At 61.1% G+C, this 22801-nt stretch carries 24 protein-coding genes and 1 pseudogene; 16 read left to right on the plus strand and 9 right to left on the minus strand.

Features of this window, described 5'->3' with window-relative positions:
• Positions 1-157: 157 nt before the first annotated feature.
• Positions 158-676 carry an A24 family peptidase gene (locus NKI72_RS09780; RefSeq protein WP_352613898.1) on the minus strand — a complete coding sequence of 173 codons (519 nt, stop codon included), beginning with the start codon at positions 674-676 and terminating at the stop codon, positions 158-160.
• A gap of 149 nt (positions 677-825) precedes the next feature.
• The gene (locus NKI72_RS09785; RefSeq protein WP_023676929.1) at positions 826-996 is read right to left on the minus strand and encodes a Flp family type IVb pilin; all 171 of its coding nucleotides are present in this window, start codon (positions 994-996) and stop codon (positions 826-828) included.
• Positions 997-1338: 342 nt separating this feature from the next.
• On the opposite strand from NKI72_RS09785, the gene NKI72_RS09790 reads away from it, so the two are divergent.
• The 3 genes from NKI72_RS09790 to NKI72_RS09800 all read left to right on the plus strand — a co-directional run bounded on the left by NKI72_RS09790 (position 1339) and on the right by NKI72_RS09800 (position 3124).
• A complete protein-coding gene (locus tag NKI72_RS09790) occupies positions 1339-1761 on the plus strand; it encodes a pilus assembly protein N-terminal domain-containing protein (RefSeq protein ID WP_352613897.1) in 423 nt (140 codons plus the stop codon).
• Positions 1762-1912: 151 nt separating this feature from the next.
• A complete protein-coding gene (locus NKI72_RS09795; protein ID WP_352613896.1) occupies positions 1913-2473 on the plus strand; it encodes a TadE/TadG family type IV pilus assembly protein in 561 nt (186 codons plus the stop codon).
• Between the two features lie 30 nt (positions 2474-2503).
• Positions 2504-3124, plus strand: coding sequence for a TadE/TadG family type IV pilus assembly protein (locus tag NKI72_RS09800; RefSeq protein WP_352470083.1), 621 nt, complete (start codon positions 2504-2506; stop codon positions 3122-3124).
• Positions 3125-3225: 101 nt separating this feature from the next.
• On the opposite strand, the pseudogene NKI72_RS35425 reads toward NKI72_RS09800, so the two are convergent.
• Positions 3226-3354: pseudogene (locus NKI72_RS35425) on the minus strand (phosphate/phosphite/phosphonate ABC transporter substrate-binding protein); the annotation flags it as partial.
• A gap of 160 nt (positions 3355-3514) precedes the next feature.
• On the opposite strand from NKI72_RS35425, the gene NKI72_RS09805 reads away from it, so the two are divergent.
• The 9 genes from NKI72_RS09805 (at position 3515) to NKI72_RS09845 (ending at position 13069) form a co-directional block, all read left to right on the plus strand.
• Positions 3515-4756, plus strand: a complete 1242-nt coding sequence (locus NKI72_RS09805; protein ID WP_352613895.1) for a phosphopentomutase — start codon at positions 3515-3517, stop codon at positions 4754-4756.
• Entirely contained in the window at positions 4749-5639 is an 891-nt protein-coding gene (gene mutM / locus NKI72_RS09810; RefSeq protein WP_352613894.1) for a bifunctional DNA-formamidopyrimidine glycosylase/DNA-(apurinic or apyrimidinic site) lyase, read from the plus strand. The genes NKI72_RS09805 and mutM overlap by 8 nt, the downstream gene beginning before the upstream one ends.
• A gap of 24 nt (positions 5640-5663) precedes the next feature.
• The gene (locus NKI72_RS09815; protein ID WP_352613893.1) at positions 5664-6437 is read left to right on the plus strand and encodes an enoyl-CoA hydratase; all 774 of its coding nucleotides are present in this window, start codon (positions 5664-5666) and stop codon (positions 6435-6437) included.
• Positions 6438-6597: 160 nt separating this feature from the next.
• The gene (gene rpsT, locus NKI72_RS09820) at positions 6598-6864 is read left to right on the plus strand and encodes a 30S ribosomal protein S20 (protein WP_023676922.1); all 267 of its coding nucleotides are present in this window, start codon (positions 6598-6600) and stop codon (positions 6862-6864) included.
• An 841-nt stretch (positions 6865-7705) separates the two neighbouring features.
• On the plus strand, positions 7706-9253 hold the full coding sequence (gene dnaA / locus NKI72_RS09825) for a chromosomal replication initiator protein DnaA (protein WP_031211816.1): 1548 nt from the start codon (positions 7706-7708) through the stop codon (positions 9251-9253).
• 199 nt (positions 9254-9452) lie between these two features.
• Positions 9453-10571: a DNA polymerase III subunit beta gene (gene dnaN / locus NKI72_RS09830; RefSeq protein WP_352613892.1), complete on the plus strand. Its 1119-nt coding sequence runs from the start codon at positions 9453-9455 to the stop codon at positions 10569-10571.
• 26 nt (positions 10572-10597) lie between these two features.
• Positions 10598-11746, plus strand: coding sequence for a DNA replication/repair protein RecF (recF, locus tag NKI72_RS09835; RefSeq protein ID WP_352613891.1), 1149 nt, complete (start codon positions 10598-10600; stop codon positions 11744-11746).
• Between the two features lie 76 nt (positions 11747-11822).
• Positions 11823-12584: a molybdopterin-synthase adenylyltransferase MoeB gene (locus tag NKI72_RS09840; protein WP_352470078.1), complete on the plus strand. Its 762-nt coding sequence runs from the start codon at positions 11823-11825 to the stop codon at positions 12582-12584.
• The gene (locus NKI72_RS09845; RefSeq protein ID WP_352613890.1) at positions 12581-13069 is read left to right on the plus strand and encodes a GNAT family N-acetyltransferase; all 489 of its coding nucleotides are present in this window, start codon (positions 12581-12583) and stop codon (positions 13067-13069) included. The genes NKI72_RS09840 and NKI72_RS09845 overlap by 4 nt, the downstream gene beginning before the upstream one ends.
• A 64-nt stretch (positions 13070-13133) precedes the next feature.
• Here NKI72_RS09845 and NKI72_RS09850 read toward each other — a convergent pair whose 3' ends face one another.
• Positions 13134-14135: a 2-hydroxyacid dehydrogenase gene (locus NKI72_RS09850; RefSeq protein ID WP_352470076.1), complete on the minus strand. Its 1002-nt coding sequence runs from the start codon at positions 14133-14135 to the stop codon at positions 13134-13136.
• 156 nt (positions 14136-14291) lie between these two features.
• Here NKI72_RS09850 and NKI72_RS09855 point away from each other — a divergent pair, with 156 nt between their 5' ends.
• Positions 14292-14849: an SH3 domain-containing protein gene (locus NKI72_RS09855; protein WP_352541270.1), complete on the plus strand. Its 558-nt coding sequence runs from the start codon at positions 14292-14294 to the stop codon at positions 14847-14849.
• Positions 14850-14930: 81 nt separating this feature from the next.
• On the opposite strand, the gene NKI72_RS09860 is transcribed toward NKI72_RS09855, so the two are convergent.
• Both NKI72_RS09860 and irrA read right to left on the minus strand, forming a co-directional pair.
• A complete protein-coding gene (locus tag NKI72_RS09860; RefSeq protein ID WP_352613888.1) occupies positions 14931-15290 on the minus strand; it encodes a DUF4260 domain-containing protein in 360 nt (119 codons plus the stop codon).
• 10 nt (positions 15291-15300) lie between these two features.
• Positions 15301-15732 (minus strand): iron response transcriptional regulator IrrA, encoded by a 432-nt coding sequence (irrA, locus tag NKI72_RS09865; protein ID WP_023676913.1) that lies wholly within the window; start codon positions 15730-15732, stop codon positions 15301-15303.
• Positions 15733-15972: 240 nt separating this feature from the next.
• Here irrA and fabA point away from each other — a divergent pair, with 240 nt between their 5' ends.
• The 3 genes from fabA to fabI all read left to right on the plus strand — a co-directional run bounded on the left by fabA (position 15973) and on the right by fabI (position 18658).
• The gene (gene fabA, locus NKI72_RS09870) at positions 15973-16491 is read left to right on the plus strand and encodes a 3-hydroxyacyl-[acyl-carrier-protein] dehydratase FabA (protein ID WP_352470073.1); all 519 of its coding nucleotides are present in this window, start codon (positions 15973-15975) and stop codon (positions 16489-16491) included.
• Between the two features lie 120 nt (positions 16492-16611).
• Positions 16612-17832, plus strand: coding sequence for a beta-ketoacyl-ACP synthase I (gene fabB / locus NKI72_RS09875; protein ID WP_023676911.1), 1221 nt, complete (start codon positions 16612-16614; stop codon positions 17830-17832).
• Positions 17833-17845: 13 nt separating this feature from the next.
• On the plus strand, positions 17846-18658 hold the full coding sequence (gene fabI, locus NKI72_RS09880) for an enoyl-ACP reductase FabI (protein WP_352613887.1): 813 nt from the start codon (positions 17846-17848) through the stop codon (positions 18656-18658).
• A 36-nt stretch (positions 18659-18694) separates the two neighbouring features.
• Here the strand turns inward: fabI and NKI72_RS09885 are convergent, their stop codons facing one another.
• The 3 genes from NKI72_RS09885 to rpsO all read right to left on the minus strand — a co-directional run bounded on the left by NKI72_RS09885 (position 18695) and on the right by rpsO (position 22664).
• Complete coding sequence (locus NKI72_RS09885) at positions 18695-19708, minus strand: class I SAM-dependent methyltransferase (RefSeq protein ID WP_352767033.1); 1014 nt, start codon at positions 19706-19708, stop codon at positions 18695-18697.
• An 89-nt stretch (positions 19709-19797) separates the two neighbouring features.
• Positions 19798-21945, minus strand: a complete 2148-nt coding sequence (gene pnp / locus NKI72_RS09890; RefSeq protein WP_023676908.1) for a polyribonucleotide nucleotidyltransferase — start codon at positions 21943-21945, stop codon at positions 19798-19800.
• Positions 21946-22352: 407 nt separating this feature from the next.
• Entirely contained in the window at positions 22353-22664 is a 312-nt protein-coding gene (gene rpsO, locus NKI72_RS09895) for a 30S ribosomal protein S15 (protein ID WP_280940423.1), read from the minus strand.
• Positions 22665-22801 lie beyond the last annotated feature (137 nt).

Genomic DNA, 22801 nt, shown 5'->3' on the forward strand with positions numbered 1-22801 from the left:
CCAAGCGGGACTTTGCAGCGGCAATCGTCAAAACAAGGTTAATGTTATACTTACGATCGTGATTAATTTAACGTTTATATAAATTGGACCGACAAGCCCGGCCCGAAGGAAAACGTGGCCAACTCGCCTGCTCGGCGCCAACCGCGTAAAGTGAAATTCAGCCCGCCAGCCTGGTGAGTGCCCAGGCCATCAATGGCGAGTCGGAATAGGTGAGCAGACCGCCAATGCCAAGCGCGATGCCGTACGGAACGCCGGTCGCCTCATCGGCGAAATGGCGCAGGAACGGATTATGGCTTGTGACGGCGGCAAGCGGCGATTTTCGATAGGCGAGGATGGCTAGCGTCAGCAGGCCGCCGATGAATGTCGAGGCGACGAGGTATTCGATGAGATGGATGTTCAGTCCCATCCACATGCCAGTGGCAGCCAGAAGCTTGGCGTCGCCGCCGCCCATGCCGCCCAGCGCGAACAGGCCGAACGTCACCGCGAGAACCAGGCCGGCGGCGGCGAAATGCCAGCCATAGGTGGCCCAGTCCATACCGGTCAAAGGCGCAACCAAGGCGAAGACGACCACAAGCAACACCGGCACGCGATTGGCGATCGTCATCGAAAGCATGTCGGAGATCGCGGCAAAAAGCATGCAGAACGGAAATACGACGAAGATCACGGCTTCAAGCATCGGCGCGCCTATGACCCAATTGCATCTGGCCCCCAACCCAATCCTATTCGACTAACGACTGATGAGGCGCAAATTTCAATTCATACCAGGACTAAATAAGGGCCGCCAGTGCGGCGGCCCTTATTTCAGAACAAGCGAACCCGTTACGGTCAGCTACCGTTCACCTTAGTGGAGATGGCGGTGAACTTGGCGTTCAGCGAGTTGCCGAGCTGGCCGGCGCCGACCATGATGGCGAGTGCGATAAGAGCGGCGATCAGACCGTATTCGATAGCGGTCGCGCCGGATTCGTCCTTCACAAAACGTGCGATGAGGTTAGACATTCGAGCTCCTACTCCAATTGTTACAGCACTTCCGTCAACTTCTCTTGGTGGCTGATCGGATACTGCGAATCTAAGGAGAAGCTGTTTCAATCGGCTTAATAAACAGGCTTACCGATTCCTTTCCCGCTTCGACGACATTGCGTGGTTAACCCAGAACTAAAATACCCGCCGCCAGGGCCCCGGCCGACAAAAGGCGCAACAGGCGCAATTCGGCAAAGACGTTTCAGCCGTGCCGGCTAGACCCAATGCCGGTTCCGGCTTGATTCTGAATTCCAGCCGCTTAACGGTTGGTTCACCAATCTCGTTCATGTTCCGTTGAACAGTTTGCCAGGGGGCGCCTCAATGGCCGGGCCGAGATCATCATTTCCAGTTGCCGTGCTTTTTGCCGCAGCGGCTTTCGCCTTTCCAGCCAAGGCCGGCGCCGGCATCGAGGTGACGATGAACCAGGCAAAGATCATCAAATTGTCGCGCGCCGCCGATACGATTGTCGTCGGCAATCCGGCGATCGCCGACGCCTCCGTGCAGGACGCATCGACGATCGTACTGACCGGCAAGGGATTTGGCGTCACCAATCTCGTCGTCCTCGACCAGCAGGGCAATCCGATCGTCGATGAGCAAATAACCGTCGTGCGCCAGGCAGCGTCGTCGGTGCGCATCTATCGGCGTTCCGAAGTACAGACCATGTCCTGTGCGCCATATTGCGAAAGCTCGTATAAGAGCGATGCCGAGAAGGCCTCTGAAGCCGAAATGAGCGCCGTGCATTAGCTAGCCGACGTCTCCGTCTTTGGCGGGAACGTGCTTCGGTTATCGCCGGGTTAAGGCCTTCCCGTTGAATTTAACGGTCATTCCAACCGGACTTCAATCGGTTCCGACTAAGGGTGGACCGATACAGAAGCGGCATCGGCGGGCAGCGGACATGAGCAAGGCAGGACGAGCAGGTTCTCCAAGACGGTTTTTGGGCGACCGCCGCGGAAGCACGGCGATCGAATTCGCCATGCTTGCAATTCCTTTCGCGCTTCTTGTCTTCGCCATCCTGGAGAGCTGCATTTCTTTTGCCGCACAGGAAGTGATGGCAAACGCAACCGACGACATCGCGCGCCAGCTGCGTACCGGCCAATTAAGACCGACCGATGTGTCCGGCACCAAGCTGCGGGATATGATCTGCACCAAATTGGAGATCATGGTCGCCAAGACCTGTCCCGGATTGCTGGTGGACTTGCGCGAATATCCGACCTTCGCCGATGCGGCGCTGGCCGGTTTCAAGGTCCAGGATGGCGACGTCGTGCTGACCAAAGGCACGAGCACACAGACCTTCACCGTCGCACCTGGCCTGGCGGAGTCGAGAAACATGCTGCGTGTTTTTTACAAATGGCCGGTGATGACCGACTTCATGGCCAAATCGATGGCCAACCTGAAGGACGGCAAAACGCTGCATTTTGCTTCGATCACTTGGCAGAACGAGCCGTTCGACAACTGAACCACGTAGTCGCTTGAAAAGGGCAAAGCCATGATTCGTGCGGGGGCACAGCTGGGCATCGCAGGGATTTGTACAAGAGCAGTCCGACTTTGCTCGGACCGCCGCGGTATTGCGGCTGTCGAGTTTGCCCTCATCGTGCCTATCCTGTTGATCATGTACTTTATGACAATGGAGGCCTCGCAAGCCATCGAGACCAGCAAGAAGGTCAGCCGCATCGGCAGCATGGTAGCGGACCTCGTCACGCAGCAGCAGACCGTCAAGGCGGCCGATGTCGATGCCATCATGGCGATCGGCAGTTCCACGCTCCAGCCCTACAACCGCTCGAAACCGAAGATCATTATCACGGCGATACAGGTGACGAACGAGACGACGCCGAAAGTCCTGGTCGTGTGGTCGCGCAAACTGGTCGATGGCGTCTCTAGCGTCGACGCGGTCAAGGATTCCACCACAACGGTCCCTAGCGCGCTCAAGATCAAAGGCACGTTCCTCATCCGGGTCGAAAGCGATCTCGCCTACAAGCCAATCATTACCTGGTCGGCGGACGGCCAAAGCCGGTTCGGGTTGAGCTCGGTCTTCAATTCGATATCGATGGCGGAAACTTATTATCTGCGGCCGCGCAGGAGCCCGACCATTCCGTGCAGCGATTGCTGACGCCTGAAGCCCGCTAACCGGTCTGTTGCTATTGCTTGCGACCGCGGGCCGAGACTAGACGCACGATGGCTGCAGCCAGCACATAGTCCCTCGACCGGCAACGGTTCGGCGACGATACCGATACGGAACGTTCTGATAACATCGCGCCAATCGGCTCGCGCCAGGTTTGTGCAAGACGCATCCAGCAGCAAAGCCAGTACGGTGGCGAATGCTGTCAGGGCAAGCCTCATGCGAGCTCCGCGCCGCGCATTTCCATCCGCAGATCGACCATGCCGCGATTCGTCTCTCCGGGACCAGCACGCCAAGCCGTGCTGTTTGGGTTTCCGAATTGCCAATGGCGGCGCGGAACCCTATGTCTGAGCCAACACACAGGCAATGATGAACCTTTCGATGGCACGCGCCTTCCTTTTTGTCCTCGACTCCTTCGGCATCGGCGGCGCGGCCGATGCCGAACGTTATGGCGACACCGGCTCCAATACGTTCGCACACATCGCGCGGGCCTGCGCAGAAGGCCGCGCCGACCGCGAAGGCCTGCGTGCCGGACCCCTTCTTGTACCAAACATGCTCGCGCTCGGTCTCGGCCAAGCCGCGGCAACGGCAACGGGTTTCAGGTTTGAGAATGCCGGCAGTGCACCGCTTGCCGCCGCCTTTCACGGCGCGGCCCAAGAGGTTTCGAGCGGCAAGGATACGCCATCGGGCCATTGGGAAATAGCCGGCCTGCCGGTCCGTTTCGACTGGGGTTACTTCCCAGACAAGATTCCTGCCTTTCCGGCCGAGTTGACCGAAGCAATGGTGCGTGAAGGGAAGGTGCCTGGCATCCTCGGCAATTGCCATGCTCCGGGCACCGAGATTATCGAACGGTTCGGCGAAGACCATATCCGCACCGGCAAGCCGATCTGCTACACTTCGATCGACTCCGTCCTGCAGATCGCCGCGCATGAGGTTCATTTCGGCCTGGAACGGCTTTACGAGTTCTGCAAACTGGTGCGCAGGCTCGTCGATCCGCTGAATATCGGCCGCGTCATCGCGCGGCCGTTTATCGGTGAAACCGCCGCCACGTTCGAGCGAACGCATAATCGTCGCGACTATGCCGTACCGCCACCGGAACCGACGCTGCTCGACCGGCTGACGGCGCGCGGCAGCCGGGTTATCGCGATCGGCAAGATCGGCGACATTTTCGCCCATCGGGGGATCTCGGAAGTCCGCAAGGCTGCCGGCAACATGGCGATGTTCGACAAAACGCTTGGTGCCATGGAAGACGCCCGCGACGGCGACCTCGTCTTCGCAAACTTTGTCGACTTCGACACCGAGTTCGGGCATCGGCGCGACGTTGCGGGATATGCCGCCGCACTCGAAGCTTTCGACCGGCGCCTGCCCGAGGCATTCGCACGGCTGAGGCCAGGCGATCTGCTCATCTTGACCGCCGATCACGGCAATGATCCGACGTGGCGCGGCACCGACCACACGCGCGAGCGTATTCCGATTATCGGGACACGGCCGGGTTTCAAAGGCGCAGACATCGGACTGAGGACAACATTTGCCGACATCGGCGAAACCGTGGCCGAACATCTCGGGCTGGCGCGCGGCCGTCACGGCACCTCCTTCCATGCCACGATAGGTGGCCATGCCTGAGCTGCCGGAGGTAGAGACAGTCAGGCGCGGTCTGCAGCCGGCCCTTGAAGGTGCCCGCATTGTCGGTGTCGAGGCACGCCGGCCGGATTTGCGGTTTCCGTTCCCCGAGAGATTTTCGGAGCGGCTGACCGGCAAGACGATTGCGGCGCTCGGCCGCCGTGCCAAATATCTGACAATGCACATGGACAACGGCCCGGTTCTGATCTGCCATCTCGGCATGTCGGGTTCGTTTCGCATCGAAACGGCCGACGAGAGCGCAACGCCCGGCGCGTTCCACCACGAACGCTCGAAAAACACTGCTCACGATCACGTCGTCTTCGACATCGCATCCCCTTCCGGCGTCCGCTCTCGCGTGATCTTCAACGACCCGCGCCGCTTCGGGTTCATGCTGTTTTCGGAAGGGGAGCCCGACATGCATCCGATGCTGGCGGGATTAGGCGTCGAGCCTACAGGCAACGCACTGGACGGCGCGCTGCTCGCTTCGTTGCTGAAAGGTCGCAAGTCACCGCTGAAAGCGGCACTTCTGGACCAGAGGCTGATTGCCGGGCTAGGCAATATCTACGTCTCGGAAGCGCTTTGGCGGGCCGGCCTGTCGCCGCTGCGCGAAGCGGGCACCCTCGCGAGAGCCGGCAAGAAAGCCAAAGAGCAAAGCGAACGCCTGGCCGAAGCAATCCGCTCGGTCGTCGCCGATGCGATCGCCGCCGGCGGCTCGTCGTTGCGCGATCATATGCAGACCGATGGATCACTGGGCTACTTCCAGCATTCCTTCGCGGTTTACGATCGCGAGGGGGAAGGCTGCTCCAAGCCTGGTTGTGGCGGCCACATCGAGCGTATCGTGCAAAGCGGTCGTTCGACCTTCCACTGCCGGGCCTGTCAGGCTTGAACCAGAACCGAGGAGGAGCAAAGCATGGGCTATGAAACCATCATCGTCGAAACCCGCGGCAAGGTCGGGCTGATTACGCTGAACCGGCCGCAGGCGCTCAACGCGCTGAATTCACAAGTGCTGGCGGAACTGGTCGCGTCGGTGAATAGCATGGGCGCCAATGCCGACATCGGCGCCATGGTCATCACTGGTTCGGAAAAGGCTTTCGCGGCAGGTGCCGATATCAAGGAAATGCAGTCCATCTCCTATGTGGATGCCTATCTGCAGGATTTCTTCGTCGGCTGGGAGGAATTTACGCGGGCACGAAAGCCGATCATCGCGGCAGTGGCGGGCTATGCGCTGGGGGGCGGCTGCGAACTGGCGATGATGTGCGACTTCATCATCGCCGCCGACACCGCCAAGTTTGGCCAACCCGAGATCACGCTGGGCGTCATGCCCGGCATGGGCGGATCGCAGCGCCTGACCCGCTTTGTCGGCAAGTCGAAGGCGATGGATATGTGCCTGACGGGTCGAATGATGGACGCATCCGAGGCCGAGCGTTCCGGCCTTGTCTCGCGCGTGGTGCCAGCCGGCGAGTTGATCGAGGAAGCGCTTAAGGCAGCGTCCAAGATCGCTGGTTTTTCCTTGCCGTCGGTGATGATGGCAAAGGAGGCCGTCAACCGCGCCTATGAGACGACGCTCACCGAGGGTCTGCGGTTCGAGCGCCGGCTATTTCATTCGCTGTTTGCGCTGGATGACCAGAAGGAAGGCATGGCGGCCTTCAGCGGCAAGCGGAAGCCGAATTTCACGAACCGATGAGATGACGAAGGCGCCGGTCAAAAAGAAAGCGCTGCAGCGTTGACGCGCCGGAAAAGCTGAACTATAAGCCGCACCAACCGAGGCGGCCCTGTGGCTGCCCGTTTGTTTTTTGCGCCCTGCGGTATCCCGCAAGCGCCCACCAGATCAGAAGAGAGGCACCATGGCCAATACCTCCTCGGCCAAAAAGGCAACGCGCAAGATCGCCCGTCGCGCAGCGATCAACAAGAACCGCCGCTCCCGCGTCCGGACCTACATCCGCCAGGTCGAAGAGGCGCTCGCGGCCGGCGACAAGGCGGCCGCACAGGCTGCCTTCAAGGTGGCCGAGCCGGAATTGATGCGCGCCGCGACCAAGGGCGTGGTGCACAAGAACACGGCATCGCGCAAGGTGTCGCGGCTGGCCCAACGGGTCAAGGTGCTGTCGGCCTAATATATCTTTTCCTGAACTGCGCTTCTTCAAACCCGGCCAATCGCGCCGGGTTTTTTTCGTTTGCCGGCAAGTACTTAAAAGAAAGCCCGCAAAATGGCGCTCCGCATGCATTTCAAAGTTCGAAATGCTTTGCCGGCGTATACATACCCGCTGATATTCGCAGCCTTCGAAACCGCCAATGCGAAAATTTCCGAGCGTCACAGATTACTGTTTTTTTTCAGAGGCTTACCGATGGTGATCCACAGCTTGTTCACATCGGCTGTGGCCGATAGGCGGCAATTGGCTGTCAAGTGAATTATTTCAGAAAATTTCGCGTTGTGTGGCCTTTTTCACATTCGCCGGAAAAGGGTTTGAATCACAATGGCTTTGTCAAAATCAACTGTTGCGGCATGGCGTTCGAAACGTCCCTTGCTAGTCAGATTCCTTAAAAATCCGTTAGGGGTGGCCTTGCCCTATCCACAGCGATTTCGGTAATGTCTGTCCATCGAAGGGACGGGCCCTTGGCCCTTGACCAGCCTGAAACCGGCCAGCTCAAATTGGCAGAGTTTACAGCGCGGATTCAACTCCGCGGACGGGGTTGGTTTGTCTTTTCGATACGGTAGGGGACTGGCGTAATTGTACATGGCAGGTCGACGGTGCGCCGGCGGTTTTTCGCCGGACGGCATTTTGTTGCCCTGACATGACCAAAGCGGATCGGCTCTTCGGCGCCGGACCGACAACGAGGCGATTCATCAGCCCGGCGGCGGCGATGGTGTCGCAGCGAAGACACGGTCGCCGGAAACATGGATGCAGGAGGCGCATCCCCGGCGGAAAACAGGTACAAGAGACAAGGAACTCGATCATGCAGAGCGGCGGCATCGAAAGGGAGCTTACAGGCGACCTCCCATTTCCTGGAACGTTAATCGGAAGGAACGACATGGCGGCTTCCAATGAAGCTGAACAGAAGTTCGATCGGGTCAAGGCCCAGTTGAAGGCGCGTCTGGGAACCGAGGTCTATTCGAGCTGGTTCGGGCGCATGAAGGTCGCTGAATCCTCTAAGGGCATTGTCCGCATCTCAGTGCCAACCGCATTCCTGCGTTCATGGATCAACGGCCACTATCTCGATCTCATCACCGAGTTGTGGAAGCACGAGGATCCGGAAATCCTCAAGATCGAGATCGTGGTTCGCACCGCCACACGGCAGGGCCGCAACAGCGTCGAGCCAGAAGTGGCCCCGGCGCGCAAGATGACCAGGCAGACGCAAACCGCGCTCTCTGCGGGCACGGCGAGCCCCAGCAGGGTCGAACGGGTCCCGGTACCCCGCCCGGGGATGCCGGCAGAAACCGAGTTCCGGCACAATGTTCTCGGTTCGCCACTCGATCCACGCTATACTTTCACCTCCTTCATCGAAGGACCATCGAACCGAGTGGCTTTTGCCGCCGCCAAGGCGGTCGCGGAATCGCAGTCGAGCGCGGTGCGTTTCAATCCGCTCTTTCTTCACGCGACGGTCGGGCTGGGCAAAACGCACCTGTTGCAGGCGATCGCCGCAGAATCGCTGAAGCAGAATCCGAAATCGCGGGTCGTCTATCTGACGGCTGAGTATTTCATGTGGCGGTTCGCCACCGCGATCCGCGACAACAACGCACTGACGCTGAAAGAACAGCTGCGCGACATCGACCTCCTCATCATCGACGACATGCAGTTCCTGCAGGGCAAGTCGATCCAGCACGAATTCTGCCATTTAATCAACATGCTGCTCGACAGCGCCAAGCAAGTGGTGGTCGCTGCCGACCGGCCGCCGTCGGAATTGGAGTCGCTGGAGCCACGCGTCCGCTCGCGCCTCAACGGCGGCGTCGCGCTGGAAATGTCAGCCCCGGATTTCGCCATGCGTATCGGTATGCTCAAGCTCAGGCTTGCCACCGCCAAGCTCGACGATGCGTCGCTCGATATTTCCGAAGAGATCCTCAACCACGTCGCCCGCACGGTGACCGGCAGCGGACGCGAGCTCGAAGGTGCCTTCAACCAGCTTTTGTTTCGTCAATCCTTCGAACCGCAGATCACCATCGACCGCATCGACGAGATCCTTGGCCACATCTATCGTTCGGGCGAACCCAAGCGGGTGCGTATCGAGGACATCCAGCGCATCGTCGCGCGCCACTACAACGTGTCGAAGACCGAACTTCTGTCCAACCGGCGCACACGCACCATCGTCAAGCCACGGCAGGTCGCCATGTATCTGTCGAAGGTGATGACGCCGCGCTCGCTGCCGGAGATCGGGCGGCGGTTCGGCGGTCGTGACCATACGACCGTGCTGCATGCGGTGCGCAAGATCGAGGATCTTTCCGGTGCCGACAACACACTGGCGCAGGAACTCGAATTGCTGAGAAGGCTGATCAACGACCAGGCCTGACGGCCCGAAAAACGCCGGCTCGCGGACTCCGGCCTTTTTATCCCCAGAAAGCCCGTGCAGCCGGTCCGAACCGGTGGCGCGGGCTTGCGTTTGCCGGGTTTTTCCTGTCAGTTTACGCAGATTCTGAGCCTGTTCAGACCTTTCGCGGGGCGCCGCTTGCCGGAGACCCGTTCATTCATTCAAGCGAGCCTGTTTTGTCATGCGTGTTATCCTGGAACGGTCAAATCTCCTGAAGTCGCTCAACCATGTTCACCGCGTGGTCGAGCGGCGCAATACCATTCCGATCCTGTCGAACGTGCTGCTCAGCGCCGAGGGGGCCAGCCTTGAAATGAAGGCGACCGACCTCGACCTGGAGGTGACCGAAGCAACGCCGGCAAAGGTCGAACGTGGCGGGGCGACGACGGTCCCGGCACATCTGCTCTACGACATCGTGCGCAAGCTTGCCGACGGCGCGGAGGTGGCGCTGAAGACCGACGAAGACGGCAACGCCATGACGGTGACGTCGGGGCGCTCGAGCTTCCGCCTGCAATGCCTGCCGCAGTCCGACTTTCCCGAGCTTTCAGCCGGGTCGTTCTCGCATATTTTCCGGCTCGATTCCTTCGGACTAAAGGGCCTCATCGAAAAGACCCAGTTCGCCATTTCCACCGAGGAGACGCGCTATTATCTGAACGGCATTTATCTGCACACGCACGAGGCCGGCGGCAAGCTGAAGCTGCGCTCTGTCGCGACCGACGGCCACCGGCTGGCGCGCGCCGAGATCGATGCGCCGGCAGGCTCTGAGGGCATGCCTGGCGTCATAATCCCGCGAAAGACGGTCAGCGAGCTGCAAAAGCTGGTCGACGATCCCGATGTTGCAGTCACCACCGAGTTGTCCGACACCAAGATCCGTTTCACCATCGGCAGCGTTATCTTGACCTCCAAGCTGATCGACGGCACTTTCCCGGACTACCAGCGCGTCATTCCGACCGGCAACGACAAGAAGCTGATTATCGATCGCCAGAGTTTCGCCGCTGCCGTCGATCGCGTTTCGACCATTTCGTCCGAACGCGGCCGGGCGGTGAAGCTTTCGATCGCCGAAGGGCAGGTCACGCTTGCGGTCAACAACCCGGATTCGGGCAGTGCCACCGAGGAACTGGCGGCCGACTATTCGTCCGATCCGATTGAAATCGGCTTCAACGCCAAATACCTGCTCGACGTTGCCGCGCAACTGACCGGCACGGAGGCGAAGTTCATGCTGGCGGATGCCGGTTCCCCGACACTGATCCACGATATGGCCGACGAGACCGCGCTCTACGTGCTGATGCCGATGCGGGTGTAGGGCCCGAACGGGGCCATCTTGCTGTCGTGACCAGATCTGCAAAACCGCAGCAGACGTACATAAGTAAGCTCATACTTACGAATTTCCGCAACTATGCGGCGTTGGCAATCGACCTTGATCCCGGCGCTGTCGTTTTCTCCGGCGACAATGGCGCCGGCAAGACCAATCTGCTTGAAGCGATCTCGCTGCTCACGCCGGGCCGCGGCCTGCGCCGCGCACCCTATTCCGAGGTGGCGCGCGAAGGCGGCGACGGTGGCTTTGCGCTGCATGCCCGGCTTGACGGGCCGGAAGGCCAGGTCGAGATCGGTACCGGAATATCGGGCAGCGACGGCGAAGCCGGCCGGCGGGTGCGGATCAACGGCGCGACGGCACGCTCAGCCGAAGACATGCTGGAATGGCTGCGCGTGGTCTGGCTGACACCGGCCATGGACGGCCTGTTCCCCGGGCCGGCTGCCGACCGCCGGCGCTTCCTAGACCGGCTGGTGCTGGCGATCGATCCTGGCCACGGCCAGCGCGCGCTTGACTACGAAAAGGCAATGCGCGGCCGCAACAGACTGCTCGCCGACGGTTCACGCGACGGTGCCTGGTTCGATGCGATCGAGATGCAAATGGCCGAGACCGGCGTGGCGATTGCCGCGGCGCGTGCCGAACTGGTGCGCCTGCTCGCCGCCATGATCGACCGGCTGCCCGGCGACGGACCGTTTCCGCAAGCCGACATCGGCATCTCTGGCGAACTGGAAGGCGAACTCGGTATTTTGCCGGCCGTCGACGTAGAGGAACGGTTCCGTCGTGCGCTTGTCCAGGGGCGCGACCGCGACCGCACCGCCGGACGCACGCTCGACGGCCCGCACCGTTCCGACCTCGTGGTGCGCCACCGGCCCAAGGCGATGCCGGCCGAGCTCTGTTCGACCGGCGAGCAGAAGGCGCTGCTGGTCGGCATTGTCTTGTCGCATGCGCGGCTAACCGGTGAGATGTCGGGCATGACACCGATCCTGCTGCTCGACGAGATCGCCGCCCATCTCGACGGCGGTCGACGGGCGGCCTTGTTCTCGATCCTGGAGGAACTAAACTGCCAGGCCTTCATGACCGGGACCGATGCCGCGTTGTTTGACAGCCTCAAGGGACGCGCGCAATTCCTGACCGTCGATCACGGCACGGTCAGGCCGACCATTTGAACTTGGTTCATGGCGCACTTCTGAGCGGCATGCATTGATACCTGACAAGCTTTTTCCTCCGCTATATGGTCCGGCGATGATCACAGCCGCCCTCACCGATGAAGAGCTCGAACGCTACGCCCGCCACATCGTGCTGCCCGAGATCGGCGGCGCCGGCCAGCAGCGGCTGAAGCGGGCGCGGGTGCTCGTCATTGGCGCCGGCGGATTGGGAGCGCCTGTGCTCGAATATCTCGCCGCCGCAGGGATTGGCACTCTCGGTATCGTCGACGACGACATCGTTTCGCTTTCCAACCTGCAACGACAAGTGATCCACGGCACGGACATGGTCGGCATGGCAAAAACCGACAGTGCCAGAGCGGCGATCATCCGCATCAATCCAAACGTCGTCGTGGAAGAGCACAATTTCAGGCTGACCGTCGACAACGCCCCTACCCTCATTGCCCGTTATGACATCGTCGTTGACGGCTCCGACAATTTCGAGACACGCTACGCGGTGGCCGACGCCTGCGCCGCGGAAAGCCGGCCGCTCGTGCATGCCGCCGTTGGCCGCTTCGACGGCTCGGTCACCGTACTGAAGCCATTCGAAACCGGCCCGGACGGCAAGTTGAACCCAAGCTACCGCGATCTCTTTCCCGAGGCGCCGCCGCCGGGACTTGTGCCATCCTGCGCGGTGGCCGGCATTGTCGGGGCGCTGACCGGGGTCATCGGCACGCTGCAAGCCATGGAAGCGATCAAGCTGATCACCGGGATTGGCGAGCCGCTGGTCGGACGACTGCTGCTCTACGATGCGCTGGCGGCACGCTTCGACACGATCCGCTACAAGCGAACCAGCCCATGAGCCTGCCTGCCGACGTTTCCATCGTGCAGCTTGCGGCCGATTTCGACCGTTGGGACGAGGTGCTGGCGCTGGTCATGCGCGCCTTCGCCTTTATGGACGAGGTTATTGACCCGCCGTCCTCGGCGCATCGGCTCACCGTTGAAAATCTCAGGGCTAGAGCGCTGGAGGAGACAGCATTCCTGGCACTGAAGGGAAACGAGATCGTCGGTTGCGTCTTCGTCCTGAAGCGCGCAGACGACCTCTATATTGGAAAGCTCGCGGTCGAGCCGACGCTTCAGGGACAAGGCATTGGAAAACAGCTGATGCAGGCCGTCGAAGATCTTGCCCGCAGCCGCAACAGGACCGCCATCGAGCTCCAGACCCGGGTCGAACTGACTGGAAACCACGCTGCCTTCGCCCGCCTCGGCTTTCGCGAAACCGAACGGACAGCACACAAAGGTTACGACCGGCCGACCTCAATCACCATGCGCAAGGTGCTTTTGTAAGCAAACGCTATCCAAAAGCGAGCAGGCAGCTGCCGCGACCAGAATTCGCTGCCACGATGGCCGGTCACGCCCGCAGCGGCAGCACGCGGTCGGGCGGGCGATGACCGTCGAAGAAGGCGCGGATGTTGATGATTACCTTCTCGCCCATGTCGATACGGCCTTCGAGCGTCGCCGAGCCCATATGCGGCAACAGCACGACCTTGCCTTTGTGGGCGAGTTTCAGCAGCTTGCTGTTCAGCGCCGGCTCGTGCTCGTAGACGTCGAGGCCGGCGCCGGCGATCTTGCCGTCATGGATGAGCTTGACCAGCGATTCCTCATCGATGATATCGCCGCGCGCGGTGTTGACTATGTAAGCTGACGGTTGCAGAAGCGCCAGCCGCCGCGCCGAAAGCAGGTGGAAGGTTGCCGGTGTCGATGGACAATTGACCGAGATAATGTCCATGCGGGCGAGCATCTGGTCAAGGCTTTCCCAATACGTGGCTTCCAACTCGTCCTCGATTGCCGGCAGTACGCGGTGGCGGTTGTGGTAGTGGATCGAGAGGCCAAACGCCTTGGCACGCCTGGCGACGGCGGTGCCGATGCGACCCATGCCGACAATGCCGAGCCGTTTGCCCCAAATGCGCCGGCCGAGCATCCAGGTCGGCGACCAGCCCGCCCATTTCTTATCGCCGGTCAGCACGTTGGCGCCTTCGGCCAGCCGCCGCGGTACGGCCAGCATCAGCGCCATGGTCATGTCGGCCGTATCTTCGGTCAGCACGTTCGGCGTGTTGGTCACGGTGATGCCTTTCTTGGCCGCTGCCGCAACGTCGATCTTGTCTACCCCATTGCCGAAATTGGCGATCAGCTTGAGGTTGTCGCCGGCCTGGGCAATCAGCGCCGCGTCGATATTATCGGTGACGGTCGGCACCAGCACATCGGCCTCCTTGACCGCAGCCACCAGTTCCGGCTGCGTCATCGGCCTGTCCTCCACATTCAAGCGGGCGTCGAACAACTCGCGCATGCGGGTCTCGACCGGGTCGGGCAATTTGCGCGTGATGACGACGAGGGGCTTCTTTTTGCCTGCCATTGTTTTCCTCGAACCCGATCTCGTTGAGACCTCTTTAACCAAGAACGGCGAAACTGAGAGCCGATCGCGGTACCGGTCATTCATGTAACAAGCGGTTCCGCCGAAGACAAAGAAAAAGGGGCGAAGGCCGATGGGCCGGTGCCGAAAGGAACGAAAGTGTCTGGTTTCGCGTCGCTCCGCCTGACCCTCAGTGCAGCATTCCTCGGCGCTCTCATCCATAGCCCACTGGTGATGGCGCAAAGTGCCGCCGCACCCGCCCAGAGCATCACGCTCGGACCAAGCGGCTTGCCGCTGCCGCGCTTCGTCAGCCTGAAATCCGGCCGCGTCAACTCGCGCGTTGGGCCGGGCGTCAATTATTCCGTCGACTGGATGTATATGAAGCCAGGCCTGCCGATGGAGATCATCCAGGAGTTCGATACGTGGCGCCGTGTGCGTGATGCCGACGGCTCGGAAGGCTGGATCAATCAGTCGCTGCTTTCGGGCCGTCGCACGGCGATCGTCGCCCCCTGGCAGCGCGGCAAGGACGCTCGCGTCAACCTCCTTGACGACCCGGCAAAAGACGCAGGCGTCATCGCGATCCTCGAACCGGGGGTGATGGGCACGATCAAGTCCTGCGATGGCCAGTGGTGCGAAATGACCTTCGACGGCCATACCGGCTGGCTCGCGCAGTCGCTGGTCTGGGGTGCCTATCCCGGCGAAAAGGTCAAGAACTGACTTTTCCGAACCGCAGGTCGGGCCAGCGCTGGAAGCACCGGATCCGGCATTTGTTTCGCTGATCTTCGGTTCGGGGATGGTTTAGCGGCCGATGCGGCCGAGATGGGTATCCTGGAAACTGCTTGACAGCTTCAAACCGTAGCCCAGAGCGCGGTCGATGGCGATGTGGGCGATCCAGATCAGCGCGACAGCTATCGCCATTGCATTGTCAAAGACGCTGCCGAGAAGCGCCAGCAGAACGGGCAAGATCAGTGTGTGCAAGGCGTTGTAGGCGACGGCCCCGACGCGCGGCCCGGCGATGTAACCCAGCATCGACAGGTCGGGCGCCAGAATGAGCACGGCAAACAGCCACCAGGAAACACCGGCGATTGCATAGAAGACAAGAGCCGCCACCGCGACGGCGACCCATTCGAGCCGGAGCGTCAAATCCAGGAATTTCATAAGATGCCGGTCAGTCGCAGCGTTTCGGACGCAGTCTCACCACGATATCGACATTGGCGATCTCCATGCCCTCCGGCGGCTCCGGCAGGTTGGAAACCGTCACCGGGCCGCTGTCGATATCGAAGATCCTGTTTTCGCCCTCGATATAGAAATGATGGTGATCGGAGGTGTTGGTGTCGAAATAAGTCTTCGATCCCTCGACGGCAAGGATGCGCAGAAGACCGGCCTGGGTAAACTGGTGCAGAGCATTGTAGACGGTGGCCAGAGACACCGGCACGCCGGCGGCAAGCGCCTCCTCGTGCAGTTCCTCGGCCGAAAGATGGCGGTCGCCCTTGGCGAAAAGCAGATCGGCCAGCGCGATGCGCTGGCGTGTCGGCCTCAGACCGGCCTCACGAACCCGCTTGTCCACAGCGACATTATCCTTCCGGCAACCCAGATCCATCTATCCGTCGCGCTCACAGTTCCGCCTCAGACAGGTCCAAAATGGCAGAAATTGAGCATCTGCCGAAACTGGACGTGTCCTGACATATATTCTGTCGACCGAATGCGATCAATAGCGCGCATTGACCCGGGCAGACGGGCAGGTTAAGCGCAAACGCCGGTTTCCGGCCTGAAACAGATTGTGTTAGGAAACCACCGACAAGGGCTCCTTTCGCGCGGGACGATCACGGGGACGAGATTGATGGCGGATCCGAAATCCAGCTACGGTTACGAGGAATTGCTTGCCTGCGCCCGCGGCGAGCTGTTCGGACCGGGAAATGCGCAGTTGCCCTATCCGCCGATGCTGATGTTCGACCGCATCACCGAGATCAGCGAGACCGGCGGTGCGTTCGACAAGGGTTTCATCCGCGCGGAATTCGACATCAAGCCGGATTTGTGGTTTTTCGCCTGCCATTTCATCGGTAATCCGATCATGCCGGGATGCCTGGGCCTGGACGCCATGTGGCAGTTGACGGGGTTCTATCTCGGATGGCTCGGTGAACCCGGCAAGGGGATGGCGCTGTCGACCGGTGAGGTGAGGTTCAAAGGCATGGTCACGCCTTCGGTCAAGAAGGTGGAGTATGGCGTCGACTTCAAGCGCGTGATGCGCGGTCGGCTTGTGCTTGGCATCGCCGATGGCTGGCTGAAGGCAGATGGCGAGCCCATATACGCGGCAACGGATCTGAAGGTCGGTCTGTCCAAGCAATCGGCCGCCGTCTGAACGAAGACCCTGCAGTACGACGTCTTGGACGTCTGATGAACGCTGTAGCACTTTAATTTTGCGCATGGTTCCATTCCGGAAATTGATTTCAGGTTCGGGGTCCGCTGGAAGGAGTTGCGAATGAGACGGGTCGTAGTCACAGGTCTCGGAATCGTGTCGTCGATAGGCAACAATGCCAACGAGGTGCAGACCTCGCTGCACGATGCCAGATCCGGCATCAGCTTCTCCGACTCTTTCGCCGAGCATGGCTTCCGTTGCCGGGTGTGGGGTGCGCCGACGCTGGACCCGTCGGGCATGATCGACCGTCGCGCCATGCGCTTCCTGTCGCAGGGTGCTGCCTGGAACCATGTCGCAATGGACCAGGCGATCGCAGACGCCGGCCTCGACGAGGCCGACATCACCAATGAGCGCACCGGTATCGTGATGGGCTCCGGCGGACCGTCGACCCGTGCAATCGTCGAGGCGGCCGAGACCACGATCAAAAACGGCAGCCCCAAGCGGATCGGGCCGTTCGCGGTGCCAAAAGCGATGTCGTCGACCGCGTCGGCGACGCTTGCCACCTGGTTCAAGATCCACGGCGTCAACTATTCGATCTCATCGGCCTGCTCGACGTCTGCGCATTGCATCGGCAATGGCTACGAGCTGATTCAGTGGGGCAAGCAGGACATCGTCTTCGCCGGCGGCCATGAGGATCTCGACTGGACGATGTCGGATCTCTTCGATGCCATGGGCGCCATGTCGTCCAAGTTCAACGACAGGGCGTCGGTCGCCTCACGCGCCTACGACGTCGATCGCGACGGTTTCGTCATTGCCGGCGGCGCCGGCGTGCTGATTCTTGAAGAGCTCGAGCATGCCAAGGCACGCGGCGCCAAGATCTATGCCGAGATCGTCGGCTATGGCGCGACATCGGACGGCTACGACATGGTGGCGCCGTCGGGCGAAGGCGCGGCGCGCTGCATGAAGCAGGCGCTCGCAACGGTGTCCTCGCCGGTCGACTACATCAATACGCACGGCACCTCGACGCCGGTCGGCGACTCCAAGGAAATGGGCGCCATCCGCGAGGTGTTCGGCGAGAAGATGCCTTTCATCACGTCGACCAAATCGTTAACCGGCCATTCTCTGGGCGCCGCCGGCGTGCAGGAATCGATCTACTCGATCCTGATGATGCAAGGCGGCTTCATCGGCGAGAGCGCCCACATTGAGAACCTCGATCCGGAATTCGAGGGCATGCCGATCGTGCGCAAGCGCATCGACGATGCAAGGATCGACACCGTTTTGTCCAATTCGTTCGGTTTCGGTGGCACCAACGCAACGCTGATTTTCCAGCGCTATTCCGCATAAGGATTTGCCGACCATGGACGGATTGATGAAGGGCAAGCGCGGGCTTGTCATGGGTGTTGCCAACGATCATTCGATCGCCTGGGGTATCGCCCGCAAACTGTCCGAACATGGCGCGGACCTCGCCTTCACCTATCAGGGCGAGGCCTTCGGGCGCCGGGTCAAGCCGCTCGCCGAGAAATTGGGCGCATCCCTGGTGGTGCCTTGCGACGTCGAGGACAGCGTGTCGGTCGCCGCGACTTTCGAGACTTTGGGGAAGGCGTGGGGCGGGCTGGATTTCGTCGTCCATGCCATCGGCTTTTCCGACAAGAACGAGCTGAAAGGCCTCTACGCCGACACGAGCCGCGACAACTTCATCCGCACCATGGTGATCTCCTGCTACTCCTTCACCGAGATCGCCCGTCACGCCGCCACATTGATGAAGGATAGCGGTTCGATGGTCACGCTGACCTATGCCGGTTCGGTCCGTGTCATGCCGAACTACAACGTTATGGGTGTCGCCAAGGCGGGGCTGGAGGCCAGCGTCCGCTATCTCGCCAACGACTACGGCCCGCGCGGCATCAGGGTGAACGGCATATCGGCGGGACCGGTACGGACGCTTGCGGGCGCCGGGATTTCCGACGCACGCCACATGTTCTCCTACCAGCAGCGCAACTCGCCGCTACGCCGTACAGTGACGATCGATGAAGTCGGCGGCTCCGCGCTCTATTTGCTGTCCGACCTGTCCTCCGGCGTCACCGGCGAAATCCATTATGTCGATTCCGGCTATCACATCGTTTCCATGCCGACGCTTGACGAATTGAAGCAGACCGACGGCGGGCGGGAATAGCGCGAGCGACGTATCGCCGGCTTGCCCCGCAGGATTTCAGCGTCGCGCCGATAAGACCTTGAACATGCCGTCGCGGGCGAGCTCCGCATGGCTGGAGAAGGCGGCCGCCAGCACCGGTTCGTAGGGAAGCTGGCGGTTTGCCACCATGAACAGCCGGCCGCCGGGCTTCAGCGCCTTGCCTGCCGCGCGGATCATGCCGGCACCGATTTCCGGCTCAGTCGCCCGGCTGCGGTGAAAGGGCGGGTTCATGACGACCACGTCGTAGCGGCGCTCGACCGGTTCGCTCAACAGATCTATCCAGAAGAAACGTGGCTCCACGCCTGTGTTGCCGACATTGGCCTTGGCCGCCTCCAGCGCCTCGAAATCCGCTTCGTAAAGGTCAAGCGCCGATATGCCGGGTGAGCGGGCGGCGACTTCGGCGGCGACATAGCCCCAACCGGCACAGAAGTCCGCAACGCTGCCACGCAGATCGTTGGGCAGATTTTCGACTAGCAGCTTCGATCCGGCATCGATCTTGTCGAAGGAAAACATGCCTGGGGCCGTGCGGAAGCGGTCCTCGACCACCAAGTCCGGATTGGCGGCGCGAAGCGTTGCCGCGGCAACGGTATCGGCCGGCCGGCGAAACCAGAAGGCAATGCCGTGATGCTTCGGCAGGTGGCCTTCGAGCGGCACAAGGGCGCCGACATGCTTGCGCAGGCTGGCGATTCCATCGTCCTTGCTGCCGGCGACGACGATCAACCCGCCTGGTGCTGCGCGTTCGACCGCTTCGGCAACGCGCAACTCGTTTTGGCCGCGATGGCGGCCAGCGAGCACAAATGCCGCGTCGAAAGCCTCGCCTTCGACCTGCGGCGTGACCGCGAAGCCGGACGCCTGCAAGGCGCGAAAGTGCGGCCTGAAGCCTTGGACAAGATGAAGCTTGGCATCAAAACTTTCGGGCAAGCGAAAGCCGGGCTCGGCACCGAGAAAGAGTATGCGTTCATCCTTTCGTGGCAGGGAGACAGCACCGGCCTCGAACGGATGGAAAAGCGTTTTCAGCGGCTCGGCGGACATTCACCACTCTTGAACTGCAAGGCTGTTGTTGAAACGCAAACGGGCGCGACCTTCCGGCGCGCCCGCTTCGATTGCATAGTTAGATCAGCTTAGGCGGCGTTTTCTTCGCCTTCGCTCTTCTTGTCGCGAACGATTTCCTTGCCGGTGGCCTGGTCGACGACCTTCATCGACAGGCGGACCTTGCCGCGCTCGTCGAAGCCCATCAGCTTGACCCAGACCTTGTCGCCTTCCTTGACCACATCGGAGGTCTTGGCGACGCGGTCATTGGCGAGTTGCGAGATGTGGACGAGGCCGTCACGCGGACCGAAGAAATTGACGAAAGCGCCGAAGTCGGCGGTCTTGACGACCGTGCCTTCGTAGATTTCACCGACTTCCGGCTCGGCGACGATGGTGTGTATCCACTTCTTAGCCGCCTCGATCTCCTTGGCATTGGCCGAGGCGATCTTGACGGTGCCGTCGTCCTCGATGTTGATCTTGGCGCCGGTCTTTTCGACGATCTCGCGGATGACCTTGCCGCCCGAGCCGATCACGTCGCGGATCTTGTCGGTCGGGATGTGCATGACCTCGATGCGCGGCGCGAACTCGCCGAGCTCGGCACGTGCGCCGGACAGCGCGTGGGCCATTTCGCCGAGAATGTACTGACGGCCATCCTTGGCCTGGTCGAGGGCGATCTTCATGATCTCCTCGGTGATGCCCTCGATCTTGATGTCCATCTGCAGCGAGGTGATGCCGTAGGCGGTGCCGGCAACCTTGAAGTCCATGTCGCCGAGGTGGTCCTCGTCGCCAAGGATGTCGGAGAGCACGGCGAAGCGCTCGCCTTCCTTGATCAGGCCCATCGCAATGCCGGCGACCGGCTTGGCAAGCGGCACGCCCGCGTCCATCAGAGCCAGCGAGGTGCCGCAGACGGTAGCCATCGACGACGAGCCGTTGGACTCGGTGATCTCCGAAACGACGCGCAACGTATAGGGGAACTGGTCGGCGGTCGGCAGCATCGGCCGGATGGCGCGCCAGGCGAGCTTGCCATGGCCGATTTCGCGGCGGCCCGGCGAACCCATGCGGCCGGTTTCACCGACCGAATAGGGAGGGAAGTTGTAGTGCAGGAGGAACTTCTCCTTGTACATGCCGGTCAACGAATCGACATACTGCTCGTCCTCGCCGGTGCCGAGCGTGGCGACGACCAGCGCCTGGGTCTCGCCGCGAGTGAACAGCGCCGAGCCGTGCGTGCGCGGCAGGACGCCGACTTCCGAGACGATCTTGCGGACCGTCTTCAGGTCGCGGCCGTCGATGCGCGAGCCGGTGTCGAGGATGTTCCAGCGCACGACCTTGGCCTGGAGCTCCTTGAACACGGTGCCGATCTGTTCGGACGTGTATTTGGCCTCTTCGCCTTCTGCCGGCGCGAACGCGGCCTTGACCTTCGCCTTGACGGCGTCGACGGCGGCATAGCGCTTCTGCTTGTCGGTGATCTTGTAGGCGTCGCGAAGCTCGCCTTCGACGATCTTGAGCATCTCGGCTTCAAGTGCGGAATAGTCCGGCGCGTTGAAGTCGCGCGGGTCCTTTGCCGCGACTTCAGCCAGCTTGATGATCGCGTCGATCACCGGCTGGAAGCCCCTGTGGCCGAACATGACGGCGCCGAGCATAAGGTCCTCGCCGAGTTCCTTGGCTTCGGACTCGACCATCAGCACGGCGTCGGCGGTGCCGGCGACGACTAGGTCGAGCTTCGATTCCTGCATCTCGTCGACATGCGGGTTGAGCACGTATTCGCCGTTGATGTAGCCGACGCGGGCGCCGCCAACCGGACCCATGAACGGCACGCCGGACAAGGTCAGGGCGGCGGAGGTGGCGACGATCGACAGGATGTCCGGGTCATTTTCGAGATCGTGCTGGACGACGGTGACGACGATCTGGGTGTCGTTCTTGTAGCCTTCGGCGAAGAGCGGCCGGATCGGGCGGTCGATCAGGCGGGAAACCAGCGTTTCCTTCTCGCTCGGACGGCCTTCACGCTTGAAATAGCCACCCGGGATCTTGCCGGCGGCGTAAGTCTTCTCCTGGTAGTTGACCGTCAGCGGGAAGAAATCGAGGCCGGGTTTCGGCTCTTTCATCGAGACGACGGTGGCGAGAACCTTGGTTTCGCCGTAGGTGGCCAGCACCGCGCCATCAGCCTGACGTGCGATCTTGCCGGTTTCGAGAATGAGCGGACGGCCGCCCCATTCGATTTCCACTTTGTGGTAATTGAACATGTCTTGTCCTTCGTATGCGGAAAGGGCCGCGCCGTTTCAGCGTGCGCGGATGCCCCTTTCCCTTGGCTTCCTTTCTCGGGCAGCCACGGGCAAGACAACGGGAAGCTCGGCTATTCAGCGCATTTGCCGCACGAGCGTCCTGCAATCCTGCCCCATGACCGTCCATGGGCGGTTTCGAGCGGCCCTCTGCTGTTTCGAAACCGGGTTGGCCAATCGATCCGAGTGGCCTTGCGCGTGAACCCGAAAACCAGGTTTTCGGAAAATATCCTGCGCAAATCTAAACTTCAGAGCGTCCTTTGCGCATCCAAACCGATGCGCGGCGCTCTACTTCCTTCATGGAGCCTTGGATGACCCGATGCTCCAATGCGCGACCGGCGGGCTCTCGAAAGAACCCGCCGGTCAATTCGTCAACGGCGCAGACCGAGCTTCTCGATCAGCGTCTGATAGCGCGCGTCGTCCTTGCGCTTGAGATAATCAAGCAGGCTGCGGCGCTGGGAAACGAGAGCGAGCAGACCACGGCGGGAATGGTTATCCTTCTTGTGGTCCTTGAAATGATCGGTCAGGTTCTTGATGCGCTCGGAAAGGATGGCCACCTGGACTTCCGGAGACCCGGTATCGCCCTTGGCGGTTGCGAATTCGCCCATCAATTCCTTCTTGCGTTCGGCAGTAATCGACATCGTGTTTTTCCTTGTCTGTTTGAGGAAACGGGACGCCCTCAGCCGGGATGTCGTCCAGCAGGGGCCGGTGCAAGCAACGCGTCAAAGCGCGAAGCTGCGGCGCATATAGTGCAATTCCGACAAAAAGGCCAGCCTAATTCACAAGCCGGCTTTTTGCTGCATAAACGGGCACTTCCGCC

The organism is Mesorhizobium sp. M0437 (genome assembly GCF_040321335.1).
In the GTDB taxonomy this organism is placed as follows: Bacteria; Pseudomonadota; Alphaproteobacteria; order Rhizobiales; family Rhizobiaceae; genus Mesorhizobium.

Bases quoted from the DNA above. Each gene is read 5' to 3' on its own strand.
- NKI72_RS09780 (WP_352613898.1), bottom strand. From the start codon at position 676: ATGCTTGAAGCCGTGATCTTCGTCGTATTTCCGTTCTGCATGCTTTTT.
- NKI72_RS09785 (WP_023676929.1), bottom strand. From the start codon at position 996: ATGTCTAACCTCATCGCACGTTTTGTGAAGGACGAATCCGGCGCGACC.
- NKI72_RS09790 (WP_352613897.1), top strand. From the start codon at position 1,339: ATGGCCGGGCCGAGATCATCATTTCCAGTTGCCGTGCTTTTTGCCGCA.
- NKI72_RS09795 (WP_352613896.1), top strand. From the start codon at position 1,913: ATGAGCAAGGCAGGACGAGCAGGTTCTCCAAGACGGTTTTTGGGCGAC.
- NKI72_RS09800 (WP_352470083.1), top strand. From the start codon at position 2,504: ATGATTCGTGCGGGGGCACAGCTGGGCATCGCAGGGATTTGTACAAGA.
- NKI72_RS09805 (WP_352613895.1), top strand. From the start codon at position 3,515: ATGGCACGCGCCTTCCTTTTTGTCCTCGACTCCTTCGGCATCGGCGGC.
- mutM (WP_352613894.1), top strand. From the start codon at position 4,749: ATGCCTGAGCTGCCGGAGGTAGAGACAGTCAGGCGCGGTCTGCAGCCG.
- NKI72_RS09815 (WP_352613893.1), top strand. From the start codon at position 5,664: ATGGGCTATGAAACCATCATCGTCGAAACCCGCGGCAAGGTCGGGCTG.
- rpsT (WP_023676922.1), top strand. From the start codon at position 6,598: ATGGCCAATACCTCCTCGGCCAAAAAGGCAACGCGCAAGATCGCCCGT.
- dnaA (WP_031211816.1), top strand. From the start codon at position 7,706: ATGCAGAGCGGCGGCATCGAAAGGGAGCTTACAGGCGACCTCCCATTT.
- dnaN (WP_352613892.1), top strand. From the start codon at position 9,453: ATGCGTGTTATCCTGGAACGGTCAAATCTCCTGAAGTCGCTCAACCAT.
- NKI72_RS09840 (WP_352470078.1), top strand. From the start codon at position 11,823: ATGATCACAGCCGCCCTCACCGATGAAGAGCTCGAACGCTACGCCCGC.
- NKI72_RS09845 (WP_352613890.1), top strand. From the start codon at position 12,581: ATGAGCCTGCCTGCCGACGTTTCCATCGTGCAGCTTGCGGCCGATTTC.
- NKI72_RS09850 (WP_352470076.1), bottom strand. From the start codon at position 14,135: ATGGCAGGCAAAAAGAAGCCCCTCGTCGTCATCACGCGCAAATTGCCC.
- NKI72_RS09860 (WP_352613888.1), bottom strand. From the start codon at position 15,290: ATGAAATTCCTGGATTTGACGCTCCGGCTCGAATGGGTCGCCGTCGCG.
- irrA (WP_023676913.1), bottom strand. From the start codon at position 15,732: ATGGATCTGGGTTGCCGGAAGGATAATGTCGCTGTGGACAAGCGGGTT.
- fabA (WP_352470073.1), top strand. From the start codon at position 15,973: ATGGCGGATCCGAAATCCAGCTACGGTTACGAGGAATTGCTTGCCTGC.
- fabB (WP_023676911.1), top strand. From the start codon at position 16,612: ATGAGACGGGTCGTAGTCACAGGTCTCGGAATCGTGTCGTCGATAGGC.
- fabI (WP_352613887.1), top strand. From the start codon at position 17,846: ATGGACGGATTGATGAAGGGCAAGCGCGGGCTTGTCATGGGTGTTGCC.
- NKI72_RS09885 (WP_352767033.1), bottom strand. From the start codon at position 19,708: ATGTCCGCCGAGCCGCTGAAAACGCTTTTCCATCCGTTCGAGGCCGGT.
- pnp (WP_023676908.1), bottom strand. From the start codon at position 21,945: ATGTTCAATTACCACAAAGTGGAAATCGAATGGGGCGGCCGTCCGCTC.